This is a genomic window from Streptomyces sp. NPDC088706, from assembly GCF_044752765.1.
Taxonomy (GTDB): domain Bacteria; phylum Actinomycetota; class Actinomycetes; order Streptomycetales; family Streptomycetaceae; genus Streptomyces.
This window is the reverse complement of record NZ_JBIVLW010000006.1, coordinates 225,307-244,238: the sequence shown is the minus strand read 5'-3', so window position 1 is coordinate 244,238 and position 18,932 is coordinate 225,307. Positions and strand designations below refer to the sequence as shown.

At 73.7% G+C, this 18,932-nt stretch carries 16 protein-coding genes and 3 pseudogenes; 10 read left to right on the top strand and 9 right to left on the bottom strand.

The window, feature by feature from the left end:
* Positions 1 to 6: 6 nt before the first annotated feature.
* Genes ACIQAK_RS17740 through ACIQAK_RS17730 form a run of 3 tightly spaced genes read left to right on the top strand, consistent with a single transcriptional unit; the run spans position 7 to position 2,893 of the window.
* Complete coding sequence (locus tag ACIQAK_RS17740) at positions 7 to 1,056, top strand: ABC transporter substrate-binding protein (protein ID WP_366389446.1); 1,050 nt, start codon at positions 7 to 9, stop codon at positions 1,054 to 1,056.
* An 11-nt stretch (positions 1,057 to 1,067) separates the two neighbouring features.
* On the top strand, positions 1,068 to 2,117 hold the full coding sequence (locus ACIQAK_RS17735; protein ID WP_366389624.1) for an iron chelate uptake ABC transporter family permease subunit: 1,050 nt from the start codon (positions 1,068 to 1,070) through the stop codon (positions 2,115 to 2,117).
* Positions 2,114 to 2,893: an ABC transporter ATP-binding protein gene (locus tag ACIQAK_RS17730; protein ID WP_366389447.1), complete on the top strand. Its 780-nt coding sequence runs from the start codon at positions 2,114 to 2,116 to the stop codon at positions 2,891 to 2,893. Before ACIQAK_RS17735 ends, ACIQAK_RS17730 begins: the two co-directional genes overlap by 4 nt.
* A 126-nt stretch (positions 2,894 to 3,019) precedes the next feature.
* Here ACIQAK_RS17730 and ACIQAK_RS17725 read toward each other — a convergent pair whose 3' ends face one another.
* A complete protein-coding gene (locus tag ACIQAK_RS17725) occupies positions 3,020 to 4,039 on the bottom strand; it encodes a PRC and DUF2382 domain-containing protein (protein WP_366389448.1) in 1,020 nt (339 codons plus the stop codon).
* Between the two features lie 197 nt (positions 4,040 to 4,236).
* Here ACIQAK_RS17725 and ACIQAK_RS17720 point away from each other — a divergent pair, with 197 nt between their 5' ends.
* Positions 4,237 to 5,019 (top strand): adenosylcobinamide amidohydrolase, encoded by a 783-nt coding sequence (locus tag ACIQAK_RS17720; protein ID WP_401848315.1) that lies wholly within the window; start codon positions 4,237 to 4,239, stop codon positions 5,017 to 5,019.
* Positions 5,020 to 5,022: 3 nt separating this feature from the next.
* On the opposite strand, the gene ACIQAK_RS17715 is transcribed toward ACIQAK_RS17720, so the two are convergent.
* The 4 genes and pseudogenes from ACIQAK_RS17715 to ACIQAK_RS17700 form a co-directional block, all read right to left on the bottom strand.
* Complete coding sequence (locus ACIQAK_RS17715; protein ID WP_366389449.1) at positions 5,023 to 6,294, bottom strand: sulfite oxidase; 1,272 nt, start codon at positions 6,292 to 6,294, stop codon at positions 5,023 to 5,025.
* A gap of 49 nt (positions 6,295 to 6,343) precedes the next feature.
* Positions 6,344 to 7,492, bottom strand: a pseudogene (locus ACIQAK_RS17710) (homoserine O-acetyltransferase); the annotation flags it as partial.
* The gene (locus tag ACIQAK_RS17705) at positions 7,489 to 8,850 is read right to left on the bottom strand and encodes a bifunctional o-acetylhomoserine/o-acetylserine sulfhydrylase (protein WP_366389450.1); all 1,362 of its coding nucleotides are present in this window, start codon (positions 8,848 to 8,850) and stop codon (positions 7,489 to 7,491) included. The pseudogene ACIQAK_RS17710 and the gene ACIQAK_RS17705, both read right to left, overlap by 4 nt.
* Positions 8,851 to 9,099: 249 nt before the next feature.
* Positions 9,100 to 9,975 (bottom strand): RNA polymerase sigma factor SigF, encoded by an 876-nt coding sequence (locus ACIQAK_RS17700; protein WP_366389451.1) that lies wholly within the window; start codon positions 9,973 to 9,975, stop codon positions 9,100 to 9,102.
* 832 nt (positions 9,976 to 10,807) lie between these two features.
* On the opposite strand from ACIQAK_RS17700, the gene ACIQAK_RS17695 reads away from it, so the two are divergent.
* The 6 genes and pseudogenes from ACIQAK_RS17695 to ACIQAK_RS17670 form a co-directional block, all read left to right on the top strand.
* The gene (locus tag ACIQAK_RS17695; protein ID WP_366389626.1) at positions 10,808 to 11,569 is read left to right on the top strand and encodes a GNAT family N-acetyltransferase; all 762 of its coding nucleotides are present in this window, start codon (positions 10,808 to 10,810) and stop codon (positions 11,567 to 11,569) included.
* 266 nt (positions 11,570 to 11,835) lie between these two features.
* Positions 11,836 to 13,044: a PP2C family protein-serine/threonine phosphatase gene (locus ACIQAK_RS17690; RefSeq protein WP_366389452.1), complete on the top strand. Its 1,209-nt coding sequence runs from the start codon at positions 11,836 to 11,838 to the stop codon at positions 13,042 to 13,044.
* A gap of 10 nt (positions 13,045 to 13,054) precedes the next feature.
* Positions 13,055 to 13,306: pseudogene (locus tag ACIQAK_RS17685) on the top strand (TetR family transcriptional regulator); the annotation flags it as partial.
* A 245-nt stretch (positions 13,307 to 13,551) separates the two neighbouring features.
* A complete protein-coding gene (locus tag ACIQAK_RS17680) occupies positions 13,552 to 14,250 on the top strand; it encodes an SDR family NAD(P)-dependent oxidoreductase (RefSeq protein ID WP_366389627.1) in 699 nt (232 codons plus the stop codon).
* 124 nt (positions 14,251 to 14,374) lie between these two features.
* Positions 14,375 to 15,415 (top strand): NAD(P)-dependent alcohol dehydrogenase, encoded by a 1,041-nt coding sequence (locus tag ACIQAK_RS17675; protein WP_366389453.1) that lies wholly within the window; start codon positions 14,375 to 14,377, stop codon positions 15,413 to 15,415.
* Positions 15,416 to 15,699: 284 nt separating this feature from the next.
* Positions 15,700 to 16,200: pseudogene (locus ACIQAK_RS17670) on the top strand (ATP-binding cassette domain-containing protein); the annotation flags it as partial.
* Here ACIQAK_RS17670 and ACIQAK_RS17665 read toward each other — a convergent pair.
* From ACIQAK_RS17665 to dhaK, 4 genes are all read right to left on the bottom strand, one after another.
* Positions 16,161 to 16,673: an NUDIX domain-containing protein gene (locus ACIQAK_RS17665; protein ID WP_366389454.1), complete on the bottom strand. Its 513-nt coding sequence runs from the start codon at positions 16,671 to 16,673 to the stop codon at positions 16,161 to 16,163. The pseudogene ACIQAK_RS17670 and the gene ACIQAK_RS17665 overlap by 40 nt on opposite strands.
* 110 nt (positions 16,674 to 16,783) lie before the next feature.
* A complete protein-coding gene (locus ACIQAK_RS17660; RefSeq protein WP_366389455.1) occupies positions 16,784 to 17,194 on the bottom strand; it encodes a PTS fructose transporter subunit IIA in 411 nt (136 codons plus the stop codon).
* On the bottom strand, positions 17,191 to 17,847 hold the full coding sequence (gene dhaL, locus ACIQAK_RS17655; RefSeq protein ID WP_366389456.1) for a dihydroxyacetone kinase subunit DhaL: 657 nt from the start codon (positions 17,845 to 17,847) through the stop codon (positions 17,191 to 17,193). The genes ACIQAK_RS17660 and dhaL overlap by 4 nt, the downstream gene beginning before the upstream one ends.
* 61 nt (positions 17,848 to 17,908) lie before the next feature.
* Positions 17,909 to 18,901: a dihydroxyacetone kinase subunit DhaK gene (gene dhaK, locus ACIQAK_RS17650; RefSeq protein WP_366389457.1), complete on the bottom strand. Its 993-nt coding sequence runs from the start codon at positions 18,899 to 18,901 to the stop codon at positions 17,909 to 17,911.
* Positions 18,902 to 18,932 lie beyond the last annotated feature (31 nt).

The following is an 18,932-nucleotide window of genomic DNA, read 5'->3' as shown; positions in this document are numbered from 1 at the left end:
TCCTCCGTGCTGTCCAAGGCCACCCCTGCCCCGATACGCACCGCCGTCCTGTTCGCGGCCGGCGTCGTCCTGCTCACCGCCTGCGGCGGCGGGACCACCAACTCCTCCGCCGACGGCGGCGCCAAGGCCGACGGCTTCCCGCTCACCCTCAAGAACTGCGGGCGCACCGTCACGGTGAAGGCGCCGCCCCGGCGGGCCGTCTCGGTCGACCAGGGATCGACGGAGATCCTCCTCTCGCTCGGCCTCGCCGACCGGCTCGCGGCCACCGCGACCTGGAGCGACCCGGTCATGAAGGGCCTGGAGAAGGCCAACAAGGGCGTCGAGCGCATCTCCGACAACCGGCCCTCCTCGGAGAAGGTCCTCGACAAGGAGCCCGACTTCCTCAGCGCCTCCTTCGCCTCCACCCTCGCCAAGGGCGGTGTCGCCCCCCGCGAACAGTTCGAGAAGCTGGGTGTCCCCACCTACATCTCGCCCGCCGACTGCGTCGGCAAGGACAACGGTGGCGGCGGTGACGGAGCCCGTACCGCACCCCTCACCATGGACAGCGTCTACACCGAAGTCCGTGAGCTGTCCGAGGTGTTCGGCGTCCCCGAGCGCGGCGACGCCCTGGTGAGGAAGCTCCAGGCGCGGGTGGCCAAGGCCACCGACGGCGTCGAGGCCTCGAAGGCCTCCCTCCTCTACTGGTTCTCCGACTCCAAGGCCCCCTACCTCGCGGGCTGCTGCGGTGCCCCCGGTGTCATCACCCGGGAGCTCGGCGCGAAGAACGTCTTCGACGACACCCACGACGAATGGCCCCAGATCAGCTGGGAGACCGTCGCCGACCGCAACCCCGACGTCCTGGTCATCGGCGATCTGAGCCGCACGATGCAGACGGCCGAGAGCGCCGAGAAGAAGATCGAGTTCCTGGAGTCCAACCCGGTCACCAGGACCATGGACGCCGTCAGGAACCGGCGGTACGTGCTGCTCAGCGGACAGGCGATGAACCCCACCATCCGGACGGTCGAGGGCCTGGAGCGTGTCGCCGCCGGGCTGCGCGACTTCGGGCTCGCGGGGTGAGCGGCGGCAGCCTGACGGTGGAGCGGCCCGCCGAGGTACGACGGGTGGGCGCGTCGGCCCGGGCGCTGCTCTGGACCGGCGGGCTCCTGCTCCTGCTGTTCTCCGTCGCCGTCGCCGTCACGATCGGGCCCGCCCGGATCTCCGTCCCCGACGTCTGGTCCGCCGTCGCCTCCCATCTGGGCTTCGGCGCCTCGGAGCTGAGCCCGATCCGGGACGGCATCATCTGGAACCTGCGCATGCCGCGCACCCTGCTCGCCGCCGTGTGCGGCGCCGGGCTCGCGGTGTGCGGCACGGTGATGCAGTCCCTGCTGCGCAACCCGCTCGCCGACCCGTTCGTCCTCGGCGTCTCCTCCGGGGCCTCCACCGGGGCAGTCGTGGTGGTCGTCCTCGGTGTCGGCGGCGGAGCGGTGTCGCTGTCGGCCGGGGCCTTCGTCGGCGCCATCTGCTCGTTCGCCCTGGTCCTGCTGCTCAGCCACACACTCGGCTCCACCACCGACCGGGTGGTGCTCTCCGGTGTCGCCGCGATGCAGCTCTTCTCCGCCCTGACCTCCTTCGTCGTGATGACCTCCGCCGACGCCGAGCAGACCCGCGGGGTGCTCTTCTGGCTGCTCGGCTCGCTCAGCGGGGTCGGCTGGAGCGAGGTGGCCCTGTGCGCCGCCGTCCTCGCCGTCTGCCTGGCCGTGTGCCTGGCCCACGCCCGTACGCTCGACGCCTTCGCCTTCGGGCAGGACGCCGCCGCCGCGCTCGGCGTCGACGTCGCCCGCACCCGGATCGTGCTGCTGTGCACCACCGCCCTGCTGACCGCGGCCCTCGTCAGCTCGGCCGGGGCGATCGGCTTCGTCGGCCTGGTCCTGCCGCACGTGGCCCGTGCCCTGACCGGCTCCGGGCACCGGCGTCTGCTGCCGGTCACCGCACTCGCCGGGGCGGTCTTCCTGGTGTGGGTCGACACCCTGGCCCGTACGGTCCTGGACCCGCAGGAGGTGCCGGTCGGCGTGGTCACCGCGCTGATCGGCGTCCCCGCGTTCGTCCTCGTCCTGTACCGCACCCGGAGCACGCCATGAACAATTCCGAGGGGCTGCGCGCCGACCGGGTCGGCCGGGAGGCCGGCGGCCGGCTCATCCTCGACGGGGTGGACATAGCCCCGCCGCCCGGCGCCACCGTCGGCCTGCTCGGCCCCAACGGCTCCGGCAAGTCCACCCTGCTGCGGATCCTCGCGGGCCTTCTCGCCCCGGACACCGGCACCGTCATCCTGGACGGCGACCCCCTCGCCGGCCTCGGCCGCCGCACCGTGGCCCGCCGGATCGCCGTGGTCGACCAGCACGCCGGCACCCAGGTCGACCTCAGCGTCCTGGACGTCGTACGCCTCGGCCGCATCCCGCACCGCCGCGCCTGGTCCGCCCCCGACCGCGGCGACGAGGAAGCCGTCACCGACGCCCTGCGGCGCACCGGCCTCACCGACCGGGCCGCCCAGTCCTGGCACACCCTGTCCGGCGGCGAACGCCAGCGGGTCCAGATCGCCCGCGCGCTGGCCCAGCGGCCCCGCGAACTCCTGCTGGACGAGCCGACCAACCACCTGGACATCCAGCACCAGCTGGAACTGCTCGCCCTGGTCGCCGAGTTGCCCCTCACCAGCGTCATCGCCCTGCACGACCTCAACCTCACCGCGATGTTCTGCGACCGGATCACCGTGATGAAGGCGGGCCGGGTGATCGCCGGCGGCACCCCGGCCGAGGTCATCACCGAGGAGCTCATCGAGGACGTCTACGGGGTCCGGGCGGTCGTCACCCCGGACGGGCCTCAGGGACGTCCCTCGGTACGGTTCCTGCCGCGCCGCTGACGGCGCCGGGCCGTCACCCAGCGGGCGGCGGGCTCCGGACAGCCCTCCGGGCGGACCCGTTGCGCGAGTCCGCCCGGAGGCCGAGGACATGGGAGCCGCCTTCCGGCCGCCGAAGGGGGTGTGCCGTCAGCGGCGGCGCCCCTTGCCGAATTCGCCACCGGTGTCCTTGCCGGTGTCCATGTCCTTGCCCTCCCCGTAGTCGATCTTCTCCTTGCGGACCTCCGCGGAGACTTCCTTCTGCTCGGTGACCTTGTTGGTCTCCATACGGACCCGCTCCACCGGGACGGCCTCCTTGCGGACGGTGGCGCGCTCCGCGTGCAGGGTGACCTCCACGTCCTGCTCACCGAAGTCCGTGGTCCCGGTCACCTTCTCACCGGGCCGCAGCGGCTCGCGGACCACCCGCACCTCCTCGTGGGAGACGGGCACGGACCGGGTGACCTCCTCGGTCACCACGTACTTGTGCAGCCTCGCCCGGCCGCTCTCGTACTCCTCCGTACCGACGTGCAGCTGCTCCTCGGAGCGGATCATCTCCTCCTTGCCGCTCATGTCGGCGCCGCGGGACGTACCCGCTCCGGCACCCGCCAGCGGGCGGGACGTGGCGGAGGTGTCCGTGTCACGGTGCTTGCCGGTGCCGGTCATATCGGCTCCGGTGGTGCCCGCGGCCTGGGCGCTCGTGGTGGTCCTGCCGGTCGCCTTGGCGTTCGGCGGCGTGCCCGTGCCACGGGCCCCGCCCGCCCCTGCCGCGCCCATGGCGCCGGTACCGGCGACGGTCCGGGCGTCCGCACCGGTGCCGGTGCCCTTGGTGTCACCGAGGTTGCCGGTCTTCCTGGTCAGGCCGTAGTGGCGGTAGAGCTCCTCCTCCTCGGCGACGGAGAGGTGCGCGTCGGCGTCCACCCGGGGCGCTTCCTTGACCGTGTCCTTGGAATGCGCGACGTGCAGGTCGGAGCCCACCCGACGGGCTCCGGCGAGCGGTACGAAGCTCTCCTTCATGCCGAACATGCCGGTCTTGACCGTGACCCAGTCGGGCTTGCCGGTGTCGTCGTCGACGTACACCCGGCCCACGCTGCCGACCTTCTCGCCCTCGTTGTCGTACACGGTCAGACCGTCGAGCTCTCCGGAATCCGTGAAACCGTCAGCGGCTCCCATAACCGAAACCCTCCTCGCTGGGCGCGCCCTGTGGGTGGCTCCACCAGATGTAGGCACGTCCGGCTTCCATCGCGCCCCACCCGCCTGGACGCTGCAACCGCCCGGCCACCCGGGCCCGGGAGATCCGGAGGCCCGGTGGTCGCTGCTGGCCCCGTACCGGGCCGCTGAGCGGCCCCCGGACCGGTTAGGCCGATCGGGTGAGCGGGAGGGGCCCGCATAGGATCGCCGGAGCGCGGCGGCCCCGGGAGGACGGGCCGTCGCCGGTCCCGCCGAGCCACCAGGGGTGCGTCATCCGTTCCGTACGCGTCCACCTGCCCGCCCGCCGCGGCGACATCCCGGACCGGCGCCGCGAACTGCGCGACCGGCACGAGGACGGCCACCACCTCCACCACCTCGTGTGGCGGCTGGGCCCCGGAGTGCGGGTCTGCGGCAGCGCGGTGCTCGGCGGCGGCATCGGCCCCCGCGCCTGGATCCTCAATGCCCAGGTCCCCGGCGGCTACCCCCGCCTCGACCCGGACCGCCACCTCGCCGAGATCGCCGCCGCCGAGGGGCTCACCGGCCCCGGCGCCGGGCTGATGACCGCCGCCGACGTCGCCGCGTACACGACCGGCCACGACGGCGGTGTCACCGCGACCGTGACGGCGGGCCTCGGCGTACGGGGCTGGGCGGCGGCCCCCGAGACCGCCACTCCCGCACCGCCCCGGCCGGGCACGGTCAACATCGTGGTCACACTGCCCGCCGCACTCTCCGACGCCGCCCTGGTCAACGCCGTCGCCACCGCCACCGAGGCCAAGGTCCAGGCCCTGCTGGACGCCGGACTCGACTGCTCGGGCACCCCCACGGACGCCGTGTGCGTCGCCGCCCCGGAGCCGGGTCCCGGCGGCGGCGAGCCCTTCGCCGGGCCCCGCTCCACCTGGGGCGCGCGGATCGCCCGCGCCGTGCACACGGCCGTGCTGGCGGGGGCCCGTACGGCGGGGTGAGCCTCAGCTCACCGTCACGGGATGCCGCACCACCGCGTCGAAGAGATACCCCTGCGTGTTGTGCGCCGTCGTCTTCGGCTGCGTACGCCCCGACCGGTCCGTGGCGCGCGCCAGCAGCTCCGCCGGGCCCCGGTGTGCCGGCACCCAGTCCACCGACCACCGCACCCAGCTCCAGGCCCGGGGCCGGTCGTGCAACCGGGCCCGCCGCCAGAGCTGCCCACCGTCGGTGCTGACCTCCACCGACCGCACCGGCGCCCCGCCCGACCACGAACGGCCGGTCAGCACCGTGCGGCGACGGGCGGGGAACGAGGCACCCCGCACCAGCTCGAAGGCGCTCTTCAGCGTCTGCCGGGTCAGCGGGGCGCTGCCCTCCGGCGGATACCCGGGACCGAACAGGCGGTAGAGGCCGGTGTTCCACGGGGTGAGCAGCGGCTCCGCGCTCACCTCGATGTCCCCGAGCCACTTGATGTTGGCGATGCCCACCCACGACGGCACGATCACCCGGACCGGGTACCCGTGGTCCGGCGGCAGCGGCTCGCCGTTCATCTCGTACGCCAGCAGCACGTCGTCCAGCGCCTTCGCCACCGGCACCGGCCGCCGCACCCGGCCCAGGTTCACGCCGTCCGTGACGACCTCGGCGTCCAGGCCGCGCGGCAGCACGTCCACGGCGTGCCGCCCGGTCCCGGCCCGGCGCAGCACATCCCCCAGCCGCACCCCGCGCCAGCGGGCCGTGCCGATCGCTCCGAGTGTCCAGGCGGTGCCGCTGACCGCCTGTCCCTGCTGCGAGGCGAAGAAGCTGCGCCCGTTGCCGGCGCACTCCACGAAGGCGGTACGGCTCACCGAGGGCAGCGCCCGCAGGTCGGCGTAACCGAAGTCCACCGGGCCGCTTTTCAGCCCGTCACCCCAGACCGTCAGCTTCCAGGTGCCCCGGTCGATGCGCGGGGTGGCGGTGTGGTTGCGGACGAAGAACCGGTCGGCGGGGGTGAGCAGCCCGGTCTCCTTGAACGCGGCGAAGTTCGTCTCCGCGTTGGTGCCGCGCAGCGTGAACAGCTCCGGCGGCAGCGGCTTGACCACACCGGGCAGCCCGGCGGCCGCCGCCTGTGCCGCCTGTGCCGGGGCGGCGACCGAGGCCGGCGGCAGCGCCGCCGAGGCGGCCGCGAGGAGCTTGAGCAGATCGCGGCGGTCGATCCCGGCGGAGCGCGCCGCCCCGGCGGACCACTGCCGCAGCCGTATCCGGTCGTAGGCGTCCTCGGACGGTGGGGATGGCGGGGTCATGGCAGCTCCTCGCAGAGAACGGGGAAACGGGGGAGGGGGGAGAAGAGGGTGGCAGCAACTCCTGGATGAGCGAACCCACCTGCTCGGTCTCGATGAGGAAACCGTCATGTCCGTAAGGAGAGTTGACGATCCGTAGGGCGTCCGCCCCCGGCAGCAGCGCCGCCAACTCCTCCTGCTGGGAGAGCGGGTACAGCCGGTCCGAGTCGACGCCCACGACCAGCGCGGGCATCCGCGCCCGGCGCAGCGCGCGGGCACTCCCGCCCCGGGCCCGGCCGACGTCATGCCCGTTCATCGCCTCGGTGAGCACCACATAGCTGCCCGCGTCGAACCGGCGCACCAGCTTCCGCGCGTGGTGGTCGAGATAGGACTCCACCCGGTAGCGCCCGCCGCGCCCCGGCACCTCGCCCGGCTGCGGCTCACCGCCGAAACGGGAGCCGAGCTCGGGCTCGCTGCGGTACGTGATGTGGGCGATGCGGCGCGCCTGGCCGAGGCCCCGGTGCGGACCGCCGCCGGGCGGAGCGCCGTGGTAGTCGCCACCCCGCCAGCCCGGGTCGCAGCGGATGGCGCCGATCTGCACCGACCCCCAGGCGATCTGCTCGGCGGAGGCGGCGGCCGGGGCGGCGAGCACCAGCAGCGAACCGGTGCGCTCCGGGCGGCTCACCGCCCACTCCAGCGCCCGCATCCCGCCCATGGAACCCCCGACGACGGCCGCCCACCGTCCGATGCCCAGCACATCGGCCAGCGCCGCTTCGGCCGCCACCTGGTCCCGAACCGTCAGATACGGGAAGCGGGAGCCCCAGGGCGCGCGGTCGGGCCCGGGGGAGGAGGGGCCCGTACTGCCCTGGCAGCCGCCCAGCACGTTCGGGGCGACGACGAACCACCGGTCCGTGTCGAGCGCCCGGCCCGGGCCGACCAGCGCGTCCCACCAGCCGGGGGTGGGGTGGCCGGGACCCGCAGGGCCGGCCGCGTGGCTGTCCCCGGTCAGCGCGTGCAGGACCAGCACGGCGTTGGAACCGTCCGCCGCCCGCCGCCCCCAGGTCTCGTACGCCAGACGGACCCCCGGGAGCCGGACGCCGGACTCCAGGGGCAGCGGGTCCCCGATCGCCGCCCAGCGGCGACGACCGGGCGGGTCCCCCTCGCTCCGGCCGCCGGAGGCCGGCGGGAGGGAGAGTGCGGCGGACGCGGCGCCACGGTTCAGGACGCCGCCTTCGCGGCCCGGAACCCTGCCTCCAGGTCGGCTTTGAGGTCGGCCACGTTCTCCAGGCCGACCGACAGCCGCACCAGGCCCGGCGTGGCGCCGGTGGCGATCAGCTGCTCCTCGGTCAGCTGGCTGTGCGTCGTGGAGGCGGGGTGGATGATCAGGCTCCGTACGTCACCGATGTTGGCGAGGTGGCTGAACAGCTCGACGGCGTCCACGAACTGCTTCCCCGCCTCGGCCCCGCCCTTCAATTCGAAGGCCAGCACCGCTCCGGCACCGCGCGGCAGATAGCGCTGCCCCGCCTCGTACCAGCGGTTCGACGGCAGACCGGCGTAGTGCACGGTCTCCACCTCGTCGCGCTGCTCCAGCCAGCGGGCCAGCTCCAGCGCGTTGGAGGTGTGCCGCTCCAGCCGCAGGCTCAGCGTCTCGACGCCCTGGAGCAGCAGGAACGCCGAGTGCGGCGAGAGCGCGGGGCCCAGGTCGCGCAGCAGCTGGACGCGGAGCTTGACGGCGACGGCGCCCGGTCCCAGGTCCGGCCAGTAGCGCAGCCCGTGGTAGCTCGCGTCGGGCTGGTGGAAGTCCGGGAAGCGTTCGGCGTGCGCACCGAAGTCGAAGGTGCCGCCGTCCACGACGACCCCGCCGATGGTGGTGCCGTGTCCGCCGAGGAACTTGGTCGCGGAGTGGATCACGATGTCCGCGCCGTGCTCGATCGGCCGCAGCAGGAAGGGGGTGGGCACGGTGTTGTCCACGATCAGCGGCACCCCGGCGGCGTGCGCGGTGTCGGCCACCGCCCGGATGTCCAGCACGTCGCCGCGCGGATTGCCGAGCGTCTCGGCGAAGAACGCCTTCGTGTTGGGCCGGACGGCGGCCCGCCACGCGTCCACGTCCTCGGGGTCCTCGACGAAGGACACCTCGATGCCGAACCGGGGCAGCGTGTGGTGGAAGAGGTTGTAGGTGCCACCGTAGAGCGAGGGCGAGGAGACGATGTGGTCGCCCGATCCGGCCAGCGTCAGGAGCGCGAGGGTCTCGGCCGCCTGCCCGGAGGCCAGCGCCACGGCGGCCACTCCGCCCTCCAGCGCGGCGATGCGCTGTTCCAGGACGTCCTGCGTGGGGTTGTGGATACGGGTGTAGATGTTGCCGGGCTCGGCGAGGGAGAACACGTCGGCCGCGTGCTGGGTGTCGCGGAAGACGAAGGACGACGTCTGGTAGATCGGCACCGCGCGGGCACCCGTCGTCGGGTCCGGGGCGGCCCCGGAGTGGATCTGCTTCGTCTCGAACGACCAGGCGGCGTCCGGTTCCCGCCGGTCCACGTCCTCGGGGGTGTGGCCTGCGGTGACGGAGTCGAGGGGCTGGCTCATGTGTTCCTCGCACGTGGTTCGGTCGCCGTACGGCGTACGTCCGCCGGGCGGCGGAAGCCCGGGGGCGACGGGCTGACTACGGACCGTAGGACGAGCCGGAGCGCCCCGGAAGCGTGTCGCCCGCTTGGCCACGAACCTGCAATACGGCGGCAACGCAGAGGCCGGTCCGGAGTCCGGACCGGCCTCTGCGCCGAGGGCCTCACGCCCGGATCACGCCGGGCGCGCGGGGGTTCAGCGGGTCAGGACGCGTCACTCCTGGGTGAGCATCCCGCTGCGCAGCTTGCCCAGCGTCCGGCTCAGCAGCCGGGAGACGTGCATCTGGGAGATCCCGAGCTCCGCACCGATCTGCGCCTGCGTCAGCTCCTGGCCGAACCGCATGTCGATGATCCGGCGCTCCCGCTCGTCCAGCTCGCCGAGCAGCGGCGCGAGGGCGTGCAGGTTCTCCACCGTCTCCATGGCGGGGTCCGGCCCGCCCAGGACGTCGGCGAAGGTCCGCCCGCCGGTGGGCTGGGGGCCGGCCTCCGCGGAGTCGGTCGGCATGTCCAGGGAGCCCGCCGTGTAGCCGTTGGAGGCGACGATCCCCTCGGTGATCTCCGCCTCGTCCATCCCCAGGTGCTCCGCCAGCTCCTGCACCGTCGGGTCCCGGTCGAGGTCGCCCGCGAGGGTCTCCTTCGCCTTGGCGATGTCCACTCGGAGCTCCTGGAGGCGCCGGGGCACGTGGACGGCCCAGCTGGTGTCCCGGAAGAACCGCTTGATCTCACCGACGATGTAGGGGACGGCGAAGGAGGTGAACTCGACCTCGCGGGAGAGGTCGAAGCGGTCGATCGCCTTGATCAGCCCGATCGTGCCGACCTGGACGATGTCCTCCATGTCGCCGCTGCCCCGGTTGCGGAAGCGGTTGGCGGCGAACCGGACCAGCGAGAGGTTCATCTCGATGAGGGTGTTGCGCGCGTACTGGTACTCGTGCGTGCCCTCCTCCAGGACCTGGAGGCGGTCGAAGAAGAGCCGCGAGAGCCGACGCGCGTCCAAGGGGGCGATCTTGCCGGCGTCCTCGATCCACGGGAGGTCCTCCGTGGCACCCGTCCGCTGCTCCGTACCGGTCGTCTGTGCCATGTGCGCCGTCATGTCGTCACCCTCCCACGGTCGTAGGCCATCAGGTTTCCTCGCATGCCCGGAGGTAGCGCACTCATGCGTGCCGGACGGATGTGATCCGACCAGGTAGGGCGAGTCGGCCGAAACACGTGTCGTCCGGCCCTGAATCGGCGTCACAGGGCGGGAGGAAGCACAGGGGGCGCACAGAACCGCCCCACCGGTACGGGGGAGCCCGGTGGGGCGGTCGCCACCAGAGTGCCACAGACGCCGGGAAGTTGGGACCGGACCGGCGCGTATCGGCCGACGGATGAGTCGAATTCGTCGTTCGTCCACGCGGGCGCACGCCGGTTCCCACCGTGCTCCGGAACCTCTCCCTCCACCGTCGCGGAGCCGGTCCCGCGCCCCGGTTGATTGCGGCATCGTGAACAGTTCCCCGCCCCGGAATACGCCCTGCGCGCATCGGCTTTTCGCGGTCGGCGGGCGCGCGGCGCCAGAGCACCGGGGTGCTCGCGGGGAGGAACCGCGCGATGGACGGAACGAGGGAGACCATGCGCAAGCCGTACGCGTACGAGCAGTGCCCCGGAGGGGTGGCCCGGGGCGGAGCCGAACGGCCCGATCCGATCGCCGGGGTGGGCCCGTGAGCACCGTGGACCAGCACGGGCTCCAGCCCCCGCACGGGCTCCAGCCCCCGCACGGGCTCCAGCCCCCGCACGGGCTCCAGCCCCCGCACGGGCTCCAGCCCCCGCCCGAGCCCCGGCACCAGCCGCAGCCCGAGCCCCGGCACCAGCCGCAGCCCGAGCCCCGGCACCAGCCGCAGCCCGAGCCCCGGCACCAGCCGCAGCCCGAGCTCCAGCACCAGGACCTCGTGGCACGGCAGTCCGCCGCCGCCGCGCCGACGGCGGCCGACCCCGGCACACCCCACCCGCTGGACAACCCCGCCCTGTCCTCGCTCACGGGTCCGCACGCCCACTTCGCCGAGCGCCAGGGCCGGATCCTGCGCTACCCCGTCGACGTCACGCCCTGGACCGCTCACCCCGACGTCCCGGACGCACAGGACTGGGCCGATCTCGCGGCACTCGCCGGTCCGGGCGGAACCATCAGCCTCAACACGCTCCAGGGGGAGCCGCCGCAGGGCTGGGAGATCCTGCACCGGATCGCCGGCGTCCAGCTCGTCGACGTGTCGGTGGTCCCGGCGCCCGACCCCGAAGCCGTACGGCTCGGCCCGGCCGATGTGCCAGAGATGCTGGACCTGGTGGCGCGCACCCGCCCCGGCCCCTTCCTGCCGCGCACCGTGGAACTCGGCACCTACCTGGGCATCCGCCGGGGCGGGGCTCTGGTGGCGATGGCGGGGGAGCGGCTGCACCCGCCGGGCTGGACCGAGATCAGCGGGGTCTGCACCGACGAGTCCGTACGGGGTCAGGGGCTGGCGAGCCGCCTGGTCAGGGCAGTGGCGTACGGGATCCGTGAGCGCGGCGAGACCCCGTTCCTGCACACCTCCGCCGCCAACACGGTGGCGATCCGGCTCTACGAATCCCTCGGCTTCCAGCTCCGCGCCCACCCCGAGTTCCTCTCCGCCCTGGCTCCGGCGACGCTCCCGCCCGCCGAGGGCACCCCTCGGGCCGCGTAGGGGTGACCCGGGACGGGGCCGCGAGGTGGAACTCCGGCACCCGCGGGGACCTCGGTTCCCGGGACCTACGGACCCCCGGCGGGCCGGTCCCGGGGCCTCGGGCCCCCGCCCCGAGGTCCGGAGGTCCCGGGCCGGACGGCCTGCTCGGGACCTTCGGCACCCCCTCCGGGCCCTATGCCCTCCTGTGCCCGGGCCCGGATCCCGGTCAACTGGAAGGGACCGGCCCCATCGCGGGCGGCACCGAGAAGTGAGCGGGAGGAGAGGCCGTGGCCCTGGGCGAACGGCGCACGGCAAGGGACCGTACGGCGGTGCTGCCCGGTACGGAGGCGGGCGCCTCGGCGTCCACGGGCCGGATCGGGAGCTGGCTGCTGGCCGGCGGGGTGGCACTGCTGAGCACGCTGGTCGTCCTCCTCGACCTGGCCACGGGCGACGACCTGCGGGTCATCCCCCTGCTGGTGGTCATCCCGGCTTTGGCCTCGGTCTTCTGCACCCTCCGGCAGACCGTCTGGGTAGCGGTGTGGATCACGGCGGTCGTCGTCGGGCCCGGGCTCGGCGGGAGGGGCACCTTCTGGGACTTCGTCTTCGGCATCGGCTTCACCGTGCTGGCCTGCGGCCTCGGCGTCGCCGCCTGCGCGGCCCGGATACGCCACGTCACCGAGATGGCCCGGCTCCGTTCCGCCGCCGTCGCCCTGCAGCGCCAGATCCTGCGGCCCCTGCCCGTCGTCACCGACCAGGTCTTCGCGTACGGCCTCTACGAGCCGATCGAGGAGGACCGCTTCGTCGGCGGCGACATCTACGAGGTCGTCCAGTCGTCGTACGGGACCCGCGTGATCATCGGGGACGTCCAGGGCAAGGGGCTCGCGGCCATCGGCGCCGGGTTCGCCGCCATCGCCGCGTTCCGCGAGGCGGCGGTCCGCGAGCCGACGCTCACCGGAGTGGTGCAGGCCCTGGAGGACGCCGTCATCCGGCACAACGTCTTCTCCGCCCAGACCGGCGAGACCGAACGCTTCGTGACGGCGCTGGTCCTCGGGTTCGACGGGCAGGACGGCGTACGGGCGGTGAACTGCGGCCATCTGCCGCCGAGGCTGCTGCACGAGGGCCGGTCCTCGGCCGTCCCGCTCGACCGGACCTACGTGCCCCTCGGCCTGGCCGGCCTCAGCCGCGAGACCCGTACGGAGGAGTGGTTCGCCTTCCCGCCGGAGGCCACGCTCCTCGCCGTCACCGACGGCGTGACCGAGGCCCGCGACGCGGCCCACGCCTTTTACCCGCTCGACCGGCGGCTGGTCGGCTGGGCCGGGCACGGCCCCGGCGAACTGCTGGACGCGCTCCACATCGACCTGGAGAAGTTCACCGGCGGGATCAGGCGCGACGACGTCGCCGCGCTCGCCCTGCGCCGGGCACCGGGCGACGGCAGGCCGATGCCGACGCTCTCCGCCGAAGGCGTACGACCGGTCGCGGGGGCGCTGAGCGACTGAGCCGGGTGACGCCTTCCATCACATCCGGCTGGACGCCCAGGAGGACTCGGTCGCCATCGTCGCGGACCGGCTCGGCGTCGACGCGCGCCACGACATCCGGCCCGCCGTGGCCGTGGCGGCGGGAGCGGGCGCCCTGCTCGCGGCCCAGGCCGCCTGGGTGCGCGGCGGTCGCCCGGACGCCCTGCCCGCGCTGGTCACCGAGGCGTTCGACGCCCTGTCGGCGGACCTGCTCACGGCATCCGGCCAGGGCCGGGAGAGCACCGCCGGAAACCGGACCGGCACAGCACCGCCGGAAACCGGACCGGCACAGCGCGGCCGAAAACCGGGACCGGCACAGCGCGGCCGAAAACCGGGACCGGCACAGCGCGGCCGGAAACCGGGACCGGGGCCGGGACAGCACCACGGAAGACCCAGCAGAAGAGGCGATCTCATGAGCACCACCCTCCCCACCCCCCCTGGGCCGAGTTCGCCGGCCGATCCGCCCTCGTCACCGGCGGAGCCTCCGGCATCGGCCTCGCCGTCGCCCGGCTGCTCGCCACGGCCGGCGCGGCCGTCGTCGTCGCCGACCACGACGAGGAGAACGCCCGCAAGGCCGCTGCCCAGCTGGAGAGCGCCGGCGCGCGAGCGGCCGCCGTACGCATGGACGTCACCGACCCGGCCTCCGTCGAAGCCGGTGTGCGGTTCGCCGTGGACACCTTCGGCGCCCTGCACCTCGCCGTGAACAACGCCGGGGTCGCGGGCCCCTCCGGTCCCACCGGCGCGTACCCCGTCGAGGAGTGGGACCGTGTCGTCGCCACCAACCTCAGCGGCGTCTTCTACTCGCTGCGCCACGAACTGCCCGCCATCGTCGCGTCGGGCGGCGGAGCCGTCGTCAACATGTCCTCGATCCCCGGCACCAACGGCTTCGCGGGCTCGCCCGCCTATGTCGCCGCCAAGCACGGAGTCGTCGGCCTCACCAGGACGGCGGCGCTCGAATACGTCGCACAGAACGTCCGGATCAACGCGGTCGGCCCCGGCTTCATCGACACCCCGCTCCTGCGCGACGCCGACCCGCGGGCCCGCGAGCACCTGATCTCCCTGCACCCGGCCGGACGCCTCGGCACCGCCGAGGAGGTCGCCGAACTCACCGTCTTCCTCCTCTCCGACAAGGCCTCCTTCATCCACGGCAGCTACCACCTGGTGGACGGCGGCTACTCCGCCCCGTGACGGCGCCCGGGTGGCGGCCGGGGGAGACGCGGGCGACAAAGGACATGCGGAACGTGCGGGGCATGCGGGGCATGCGGGGCGCGGGGGCCGACGAAGCGAAGCAAGGAAGAAGCGAGGAGACCCCATGAAAGCCGTTCAGTACCGGGCCGTCGGTGCCGCCCCTGAGGTCGTCACCGTGCCGGACCCCGAGCCCGGCCCCGGCCAGGTCCTGCTGAAGGTCACCGCCGCCGGAGTCTGCCATTCCGACATCGCCGTGATGAGCCGCCCCGCCGACCAGATCCCCTTCCCGCTGCCCCTCACCCTGGGCCACGAGGGCGTCGGCACAGTCGCCGCGCTCGGTGACGGTGTGGACGGCCTGTCCGTCGGCGACTCCGTCGCGGTGTACGGGCCCTGGGGCTGCGGCATCTGCGTGAACTGCGCCGAGGGCAAGGAGAACTACTGCCTGCGCGCCGAGGAGCTCGGCATCATGCCGCCCGGACTCGGCGCGCCCGGCGCCATGGCCGAGTACATGATCGTCGACGACGCCCGCCACCTGGTGCCGATCGGCGACCTGGACCCGGTGAAGACGGTGTCGCTCACGGACGCCGGGCTCACCCCGTACCACGCGATCAAGCGCTCGCTGCCGAAGCTGGTGCCCGGCGCCACGGCCGTCGTCATCGGCACCGGCGGCCTCGGCCATGTCGCGATCCAGCTCCTGCGCGCCATGACCGCAGCCCGGGTCATCGCCCTGGACATCACCGAGGACAAGCTCGACCTGGCCACGTCCGTCGGCGCACACGAGGCCGTCCTCTCCGACGAGAAGGCGCCGGCCCGCGTCATGGAGCTGACCGGCGGACTCGGCGCGCACGTCGTGCTGGACTTCGTCGGCGCCCCGCCCACCGTGGAGACCGCCGGAGCCGTCGCCCGGGTCGACGGGGACGTCACGATCGTCGGCATCGGCGGTGGCGCGCTCCGCGTCGGCTTCGGGACGCTCCCGTACGGCACCAGCGTCAGCGCCCCCTACTGGGGCTCGCGCAAGGAGCTCGCGGAGGTGCTCGACCTGGCCCACGCGGGGGCCGTGGACGTCCACGTGGAGACGTACTCCATCGACGAGGCCCCGCTCGCCTACGAGCGGCTGCACGACGGCCGGATCAACGGCCGCGCGGTCATCCTTCCGAACGGCTGAACCCTCCTGCCACGGCTGCGGACCGTCACGGAACCAGTCCCGACCATCGAAAATCCCCAGCACCGTCCGACGCGCGCCGATACACTCGGCGCCATGGGTTCGTACTACTACTTCCGCTGATTCCCGGCCCGGGCAGCCGCCGCGCGACGCCCGACGTCACCGGTTGACGCTCACCGGCCGACCGCCGAGCACCGCCCGCGACCTCACCGGGCGGGGCCCCGCCGTATCCGGCCCCGATGTGCCGCTGTCCCTCCGCCGTCCGGTATCCACGCCCCGCCCCGCGCGTGCGGGTCCTCGCCGGGGACCTGGCCCCCGACAGCGGGACGGTCCGCCGCCGGGCCCGGGTCGGCTACCTCCCGCAGGAGCTGCCCGCCCGGCCGACCCGGCGCACGCTCCTCGCCACCTTCGCCGCGAGCCGCCCCGGCTTCCCCGACGAGTACGCCGACGAGCTGCTGGGGCTGGGCCTGTTCCGCCCAGGGGGCCTCGGCGTGCCCGTCGCGGCCCTCTCCATCGGCCAGCAGCGCAGGCTCGCCCTGGCCCGCCTGGTGACGCGACCGGCCGATCTGCTGGTGCTGGACGAGCCGACGAACCACCTCGCGCTGAGCCTGGTCGAGGAGGTGGAAACGGCCCTCGCGCAGTACCCGGGGGCCGTCGTGGTCGTGTCGCACGACCGCAGCTTCCGCGCTCGCTTCACCGGCGACGTACTGGAGTTGCGGGGCGGCCGCCCGGCGATGACGGCACCCGCCTACGCGTCCGGGGAGGCGGCGGCCTCCCCGAGCACCTGAGCGCGCAGCCGCTTCACGAACACGCGCTGGCCCGCGATCAGCCGCTCGGCGGCCAGCTCCGGCGTGCACCAGGCGAACCGGTCCATCTCCGGGAACTCCTGCTGCACACCGGAGCCGCGCGGCCACTCCATCGTGAACGTCCCCGGCACCACGGACGCCACATCGAGATCCGCCTCCACCGCCCACACGGTCACCGTCTTGCCGCTGCGCTGGCGAGCCTCGCCGAGCGACAGCCAGTCCCCGTCCGGCACCGGCAGCCCCAGCTCCTCCTCGAACTCCCGCCGCGCGGCCGCCGCCGGGTCCTCGTCGGGGCCGTACTCACCCTTCGGCACCGACCAGGCGGCCGCCTCCCGCCCGGTCCAGAACGGCCCACCCATGTGCCCGATCAGCACCTCGACATCGCGCTCACCTCCGTTGCCGGTGCCCGTGACCCGGAAGAGAAGAAGCCCCGCACTGCGCTTGCCTGACGACATGTCGCCAAGTCTGCAAACTCCGTGTGCGGCACGCCAACCGACGGGCCGCACACGCGGCAGGGGACGGAGTCCCATGGGACTCCGTCCCCTGCCGCGTGTGGCGCGGCTCCCTACGTCTTGCGGTAGCCGTACGCCTCCGAGGCCGCCGCCTCCACCGCGCCGATGTCCCCGCCGGACGACGCGGTCACCACGGCGGCGACCGCGCCCTCGACGAACGGCGCGTCGACCAGCCGCGTGTTCTCCGGCAGTTCGTCGCCCTCGGCCAGCATCGCCTTCACCGTGAGGACCGCGCTGCCCAGATCCACGAGGACCGCGACCCCGGCACCCCGGTCCACCGACGCGGCGGCCTGCCCGATCAGCTCCGCGCTGGTGCCGAGCCCGCCGTTCGGCAGCCCGCCCGCCGCCGCGACGGGGGCCGTCACGCCCCCGGCGGCGAGGCCCCGGGCCAGCTCGGCCACCGATTCCGCCACCGGCCCGCTGTGCGAGACCAGCACGATGCCCACCTGCGGTGCGTCGCTCATACCGCCGCACCTCCGTCCCCGTTGCCGGCCCCCTCCACGTCGCCGTCCCCGCCCTCGTCCCCGGCGGTCCGTGCCAGTGCCTCGACCAGCAGGGCCGCCGATGTCGCGCCCGGGTCCTGGTGCCCGATGCTGCGCTCGCCGAGATAGCTGGCCCGCCCCTTGCGCGCCCGCAGCGGCACCGTGGCCTCGGCGCCCGCGCGGGCCGCGTCCGCGGCTCCCCGGAACGACGGGGCCAGCGCTTCGGCGGCCGGCAGCAGCGCGTCCAGCATCGTCTTGTCCCCGGCCTGCGCCCCACCGAGCTGCCCCACGGCGGCGACACCCTCGGCGAACGCCTGGGCGAACTGTTCCTGCGTGACCTCGGCGTCCTCACCGAGCGCCTTGCCCGTACGGCGCAGCAGCGTCCCGTACAACGGCCCGGACGCCCCGCCGACGGTGGAGATCAACTGTCGCCCCGCCAGCGTCAGCACCGCACCCGGGGTGGCGGGCGCGTCCTTCTCCAGCACGGCCGCCACCGCCGCGAAGCCGCGCTGGAGGTTGCTGCCGTGGTCGGCGTCCCCGATCGCCGAGTCCAGCTCGGTCAGTCGGTCCGCCGCACGGTCCACGGCGTCCGCGGTGGCCGCCATCCAGCGGCGGAAGAAGTCGGCGTCGAGCACATGATCTCCTGTTCCCCGGGCCTGTCCGGCACGGTTCGTACGAGTACGGTCGGCGCGGGGCTCACCGGCCCCAGCGGAGCGCGGGCGTCTCCACGGGCGCGTCCCACAGCCGCAGCAGCTCCTCGTCGGCCTGGCACAGCGTCACCGAGCAGCCTGCCATGTCGAGCGAGGTCACGTAGTTCCCCACGAGCGTACGAGCCACCGGCACACCCCGATCGGAGAGCACCCGGTGGACCTCGGCGTTGAACCCGTACAGCTCCAGCAGCGGCGTCGCCCCCATCCCGTTCACCAGCGCCAGCACGGGGCCGGTCGGCCGGAGGTCCTCCAGCACCGCGTTCACGGCGAAGTCGGCGATCTCCCCGGACGTCATCATCGGCCGTCGCTCCCGCCCCGGCTCACCGTGGATACCGATACCCAACTCCAGCTCCCCGGCCGGAAGATCGAAGGTCGGACTGCCCTTGGCGGGCGTGGTGACCGCGCTGAGAGCCACCCCGAAACTCCGCGAGGCCCCGTTCACCTGCCGGGCCACCGCGACCACCCGGTCCAGGGGCGCGCCCTCGTCCGCCGCCGCCCCGGCGATCTTCTCGACGAAGAGCGTCGCACCCGTGCCGCGGCGCCCGGCCGTGAAGGTGCTGTCGCTCACGGCCACGTCGTCGTCCACGACCACCTGCGCGACCTGGATGCCCTCGTCCTCGGCCAGTTCGGCGGCCATCTCGAAGTTCAGCACGTCACCGGTGTAGTTCTTGACGACGAACAGCACCCCCGCCCCGCTGTCCACCGCCGCGGCCGCCCGGACCATCTGGTCGGGCACCGGGAAGGTGAACACCTCCCCGGCACAGGCGGCCGACAACATGCCGGGCCCGACGAACCCGGCATGCAGCGGCTCATGCCCCGACCCACCCCCCGAGACGAGCCCCACCTTCCCGGCCACCGGGGCATCCCGCCGCACGACGACCCGGTTCTCCACATCGACGGTGAGTTCCGGGTGCGCGGCCGCCATACCCCGCAGGGCGTCGGCGACCACGGTCTCCGGGACGTTGATGAGCATCTTCATGGCGGTCTCCTAGCCTGGCGCTGAGTTTCCT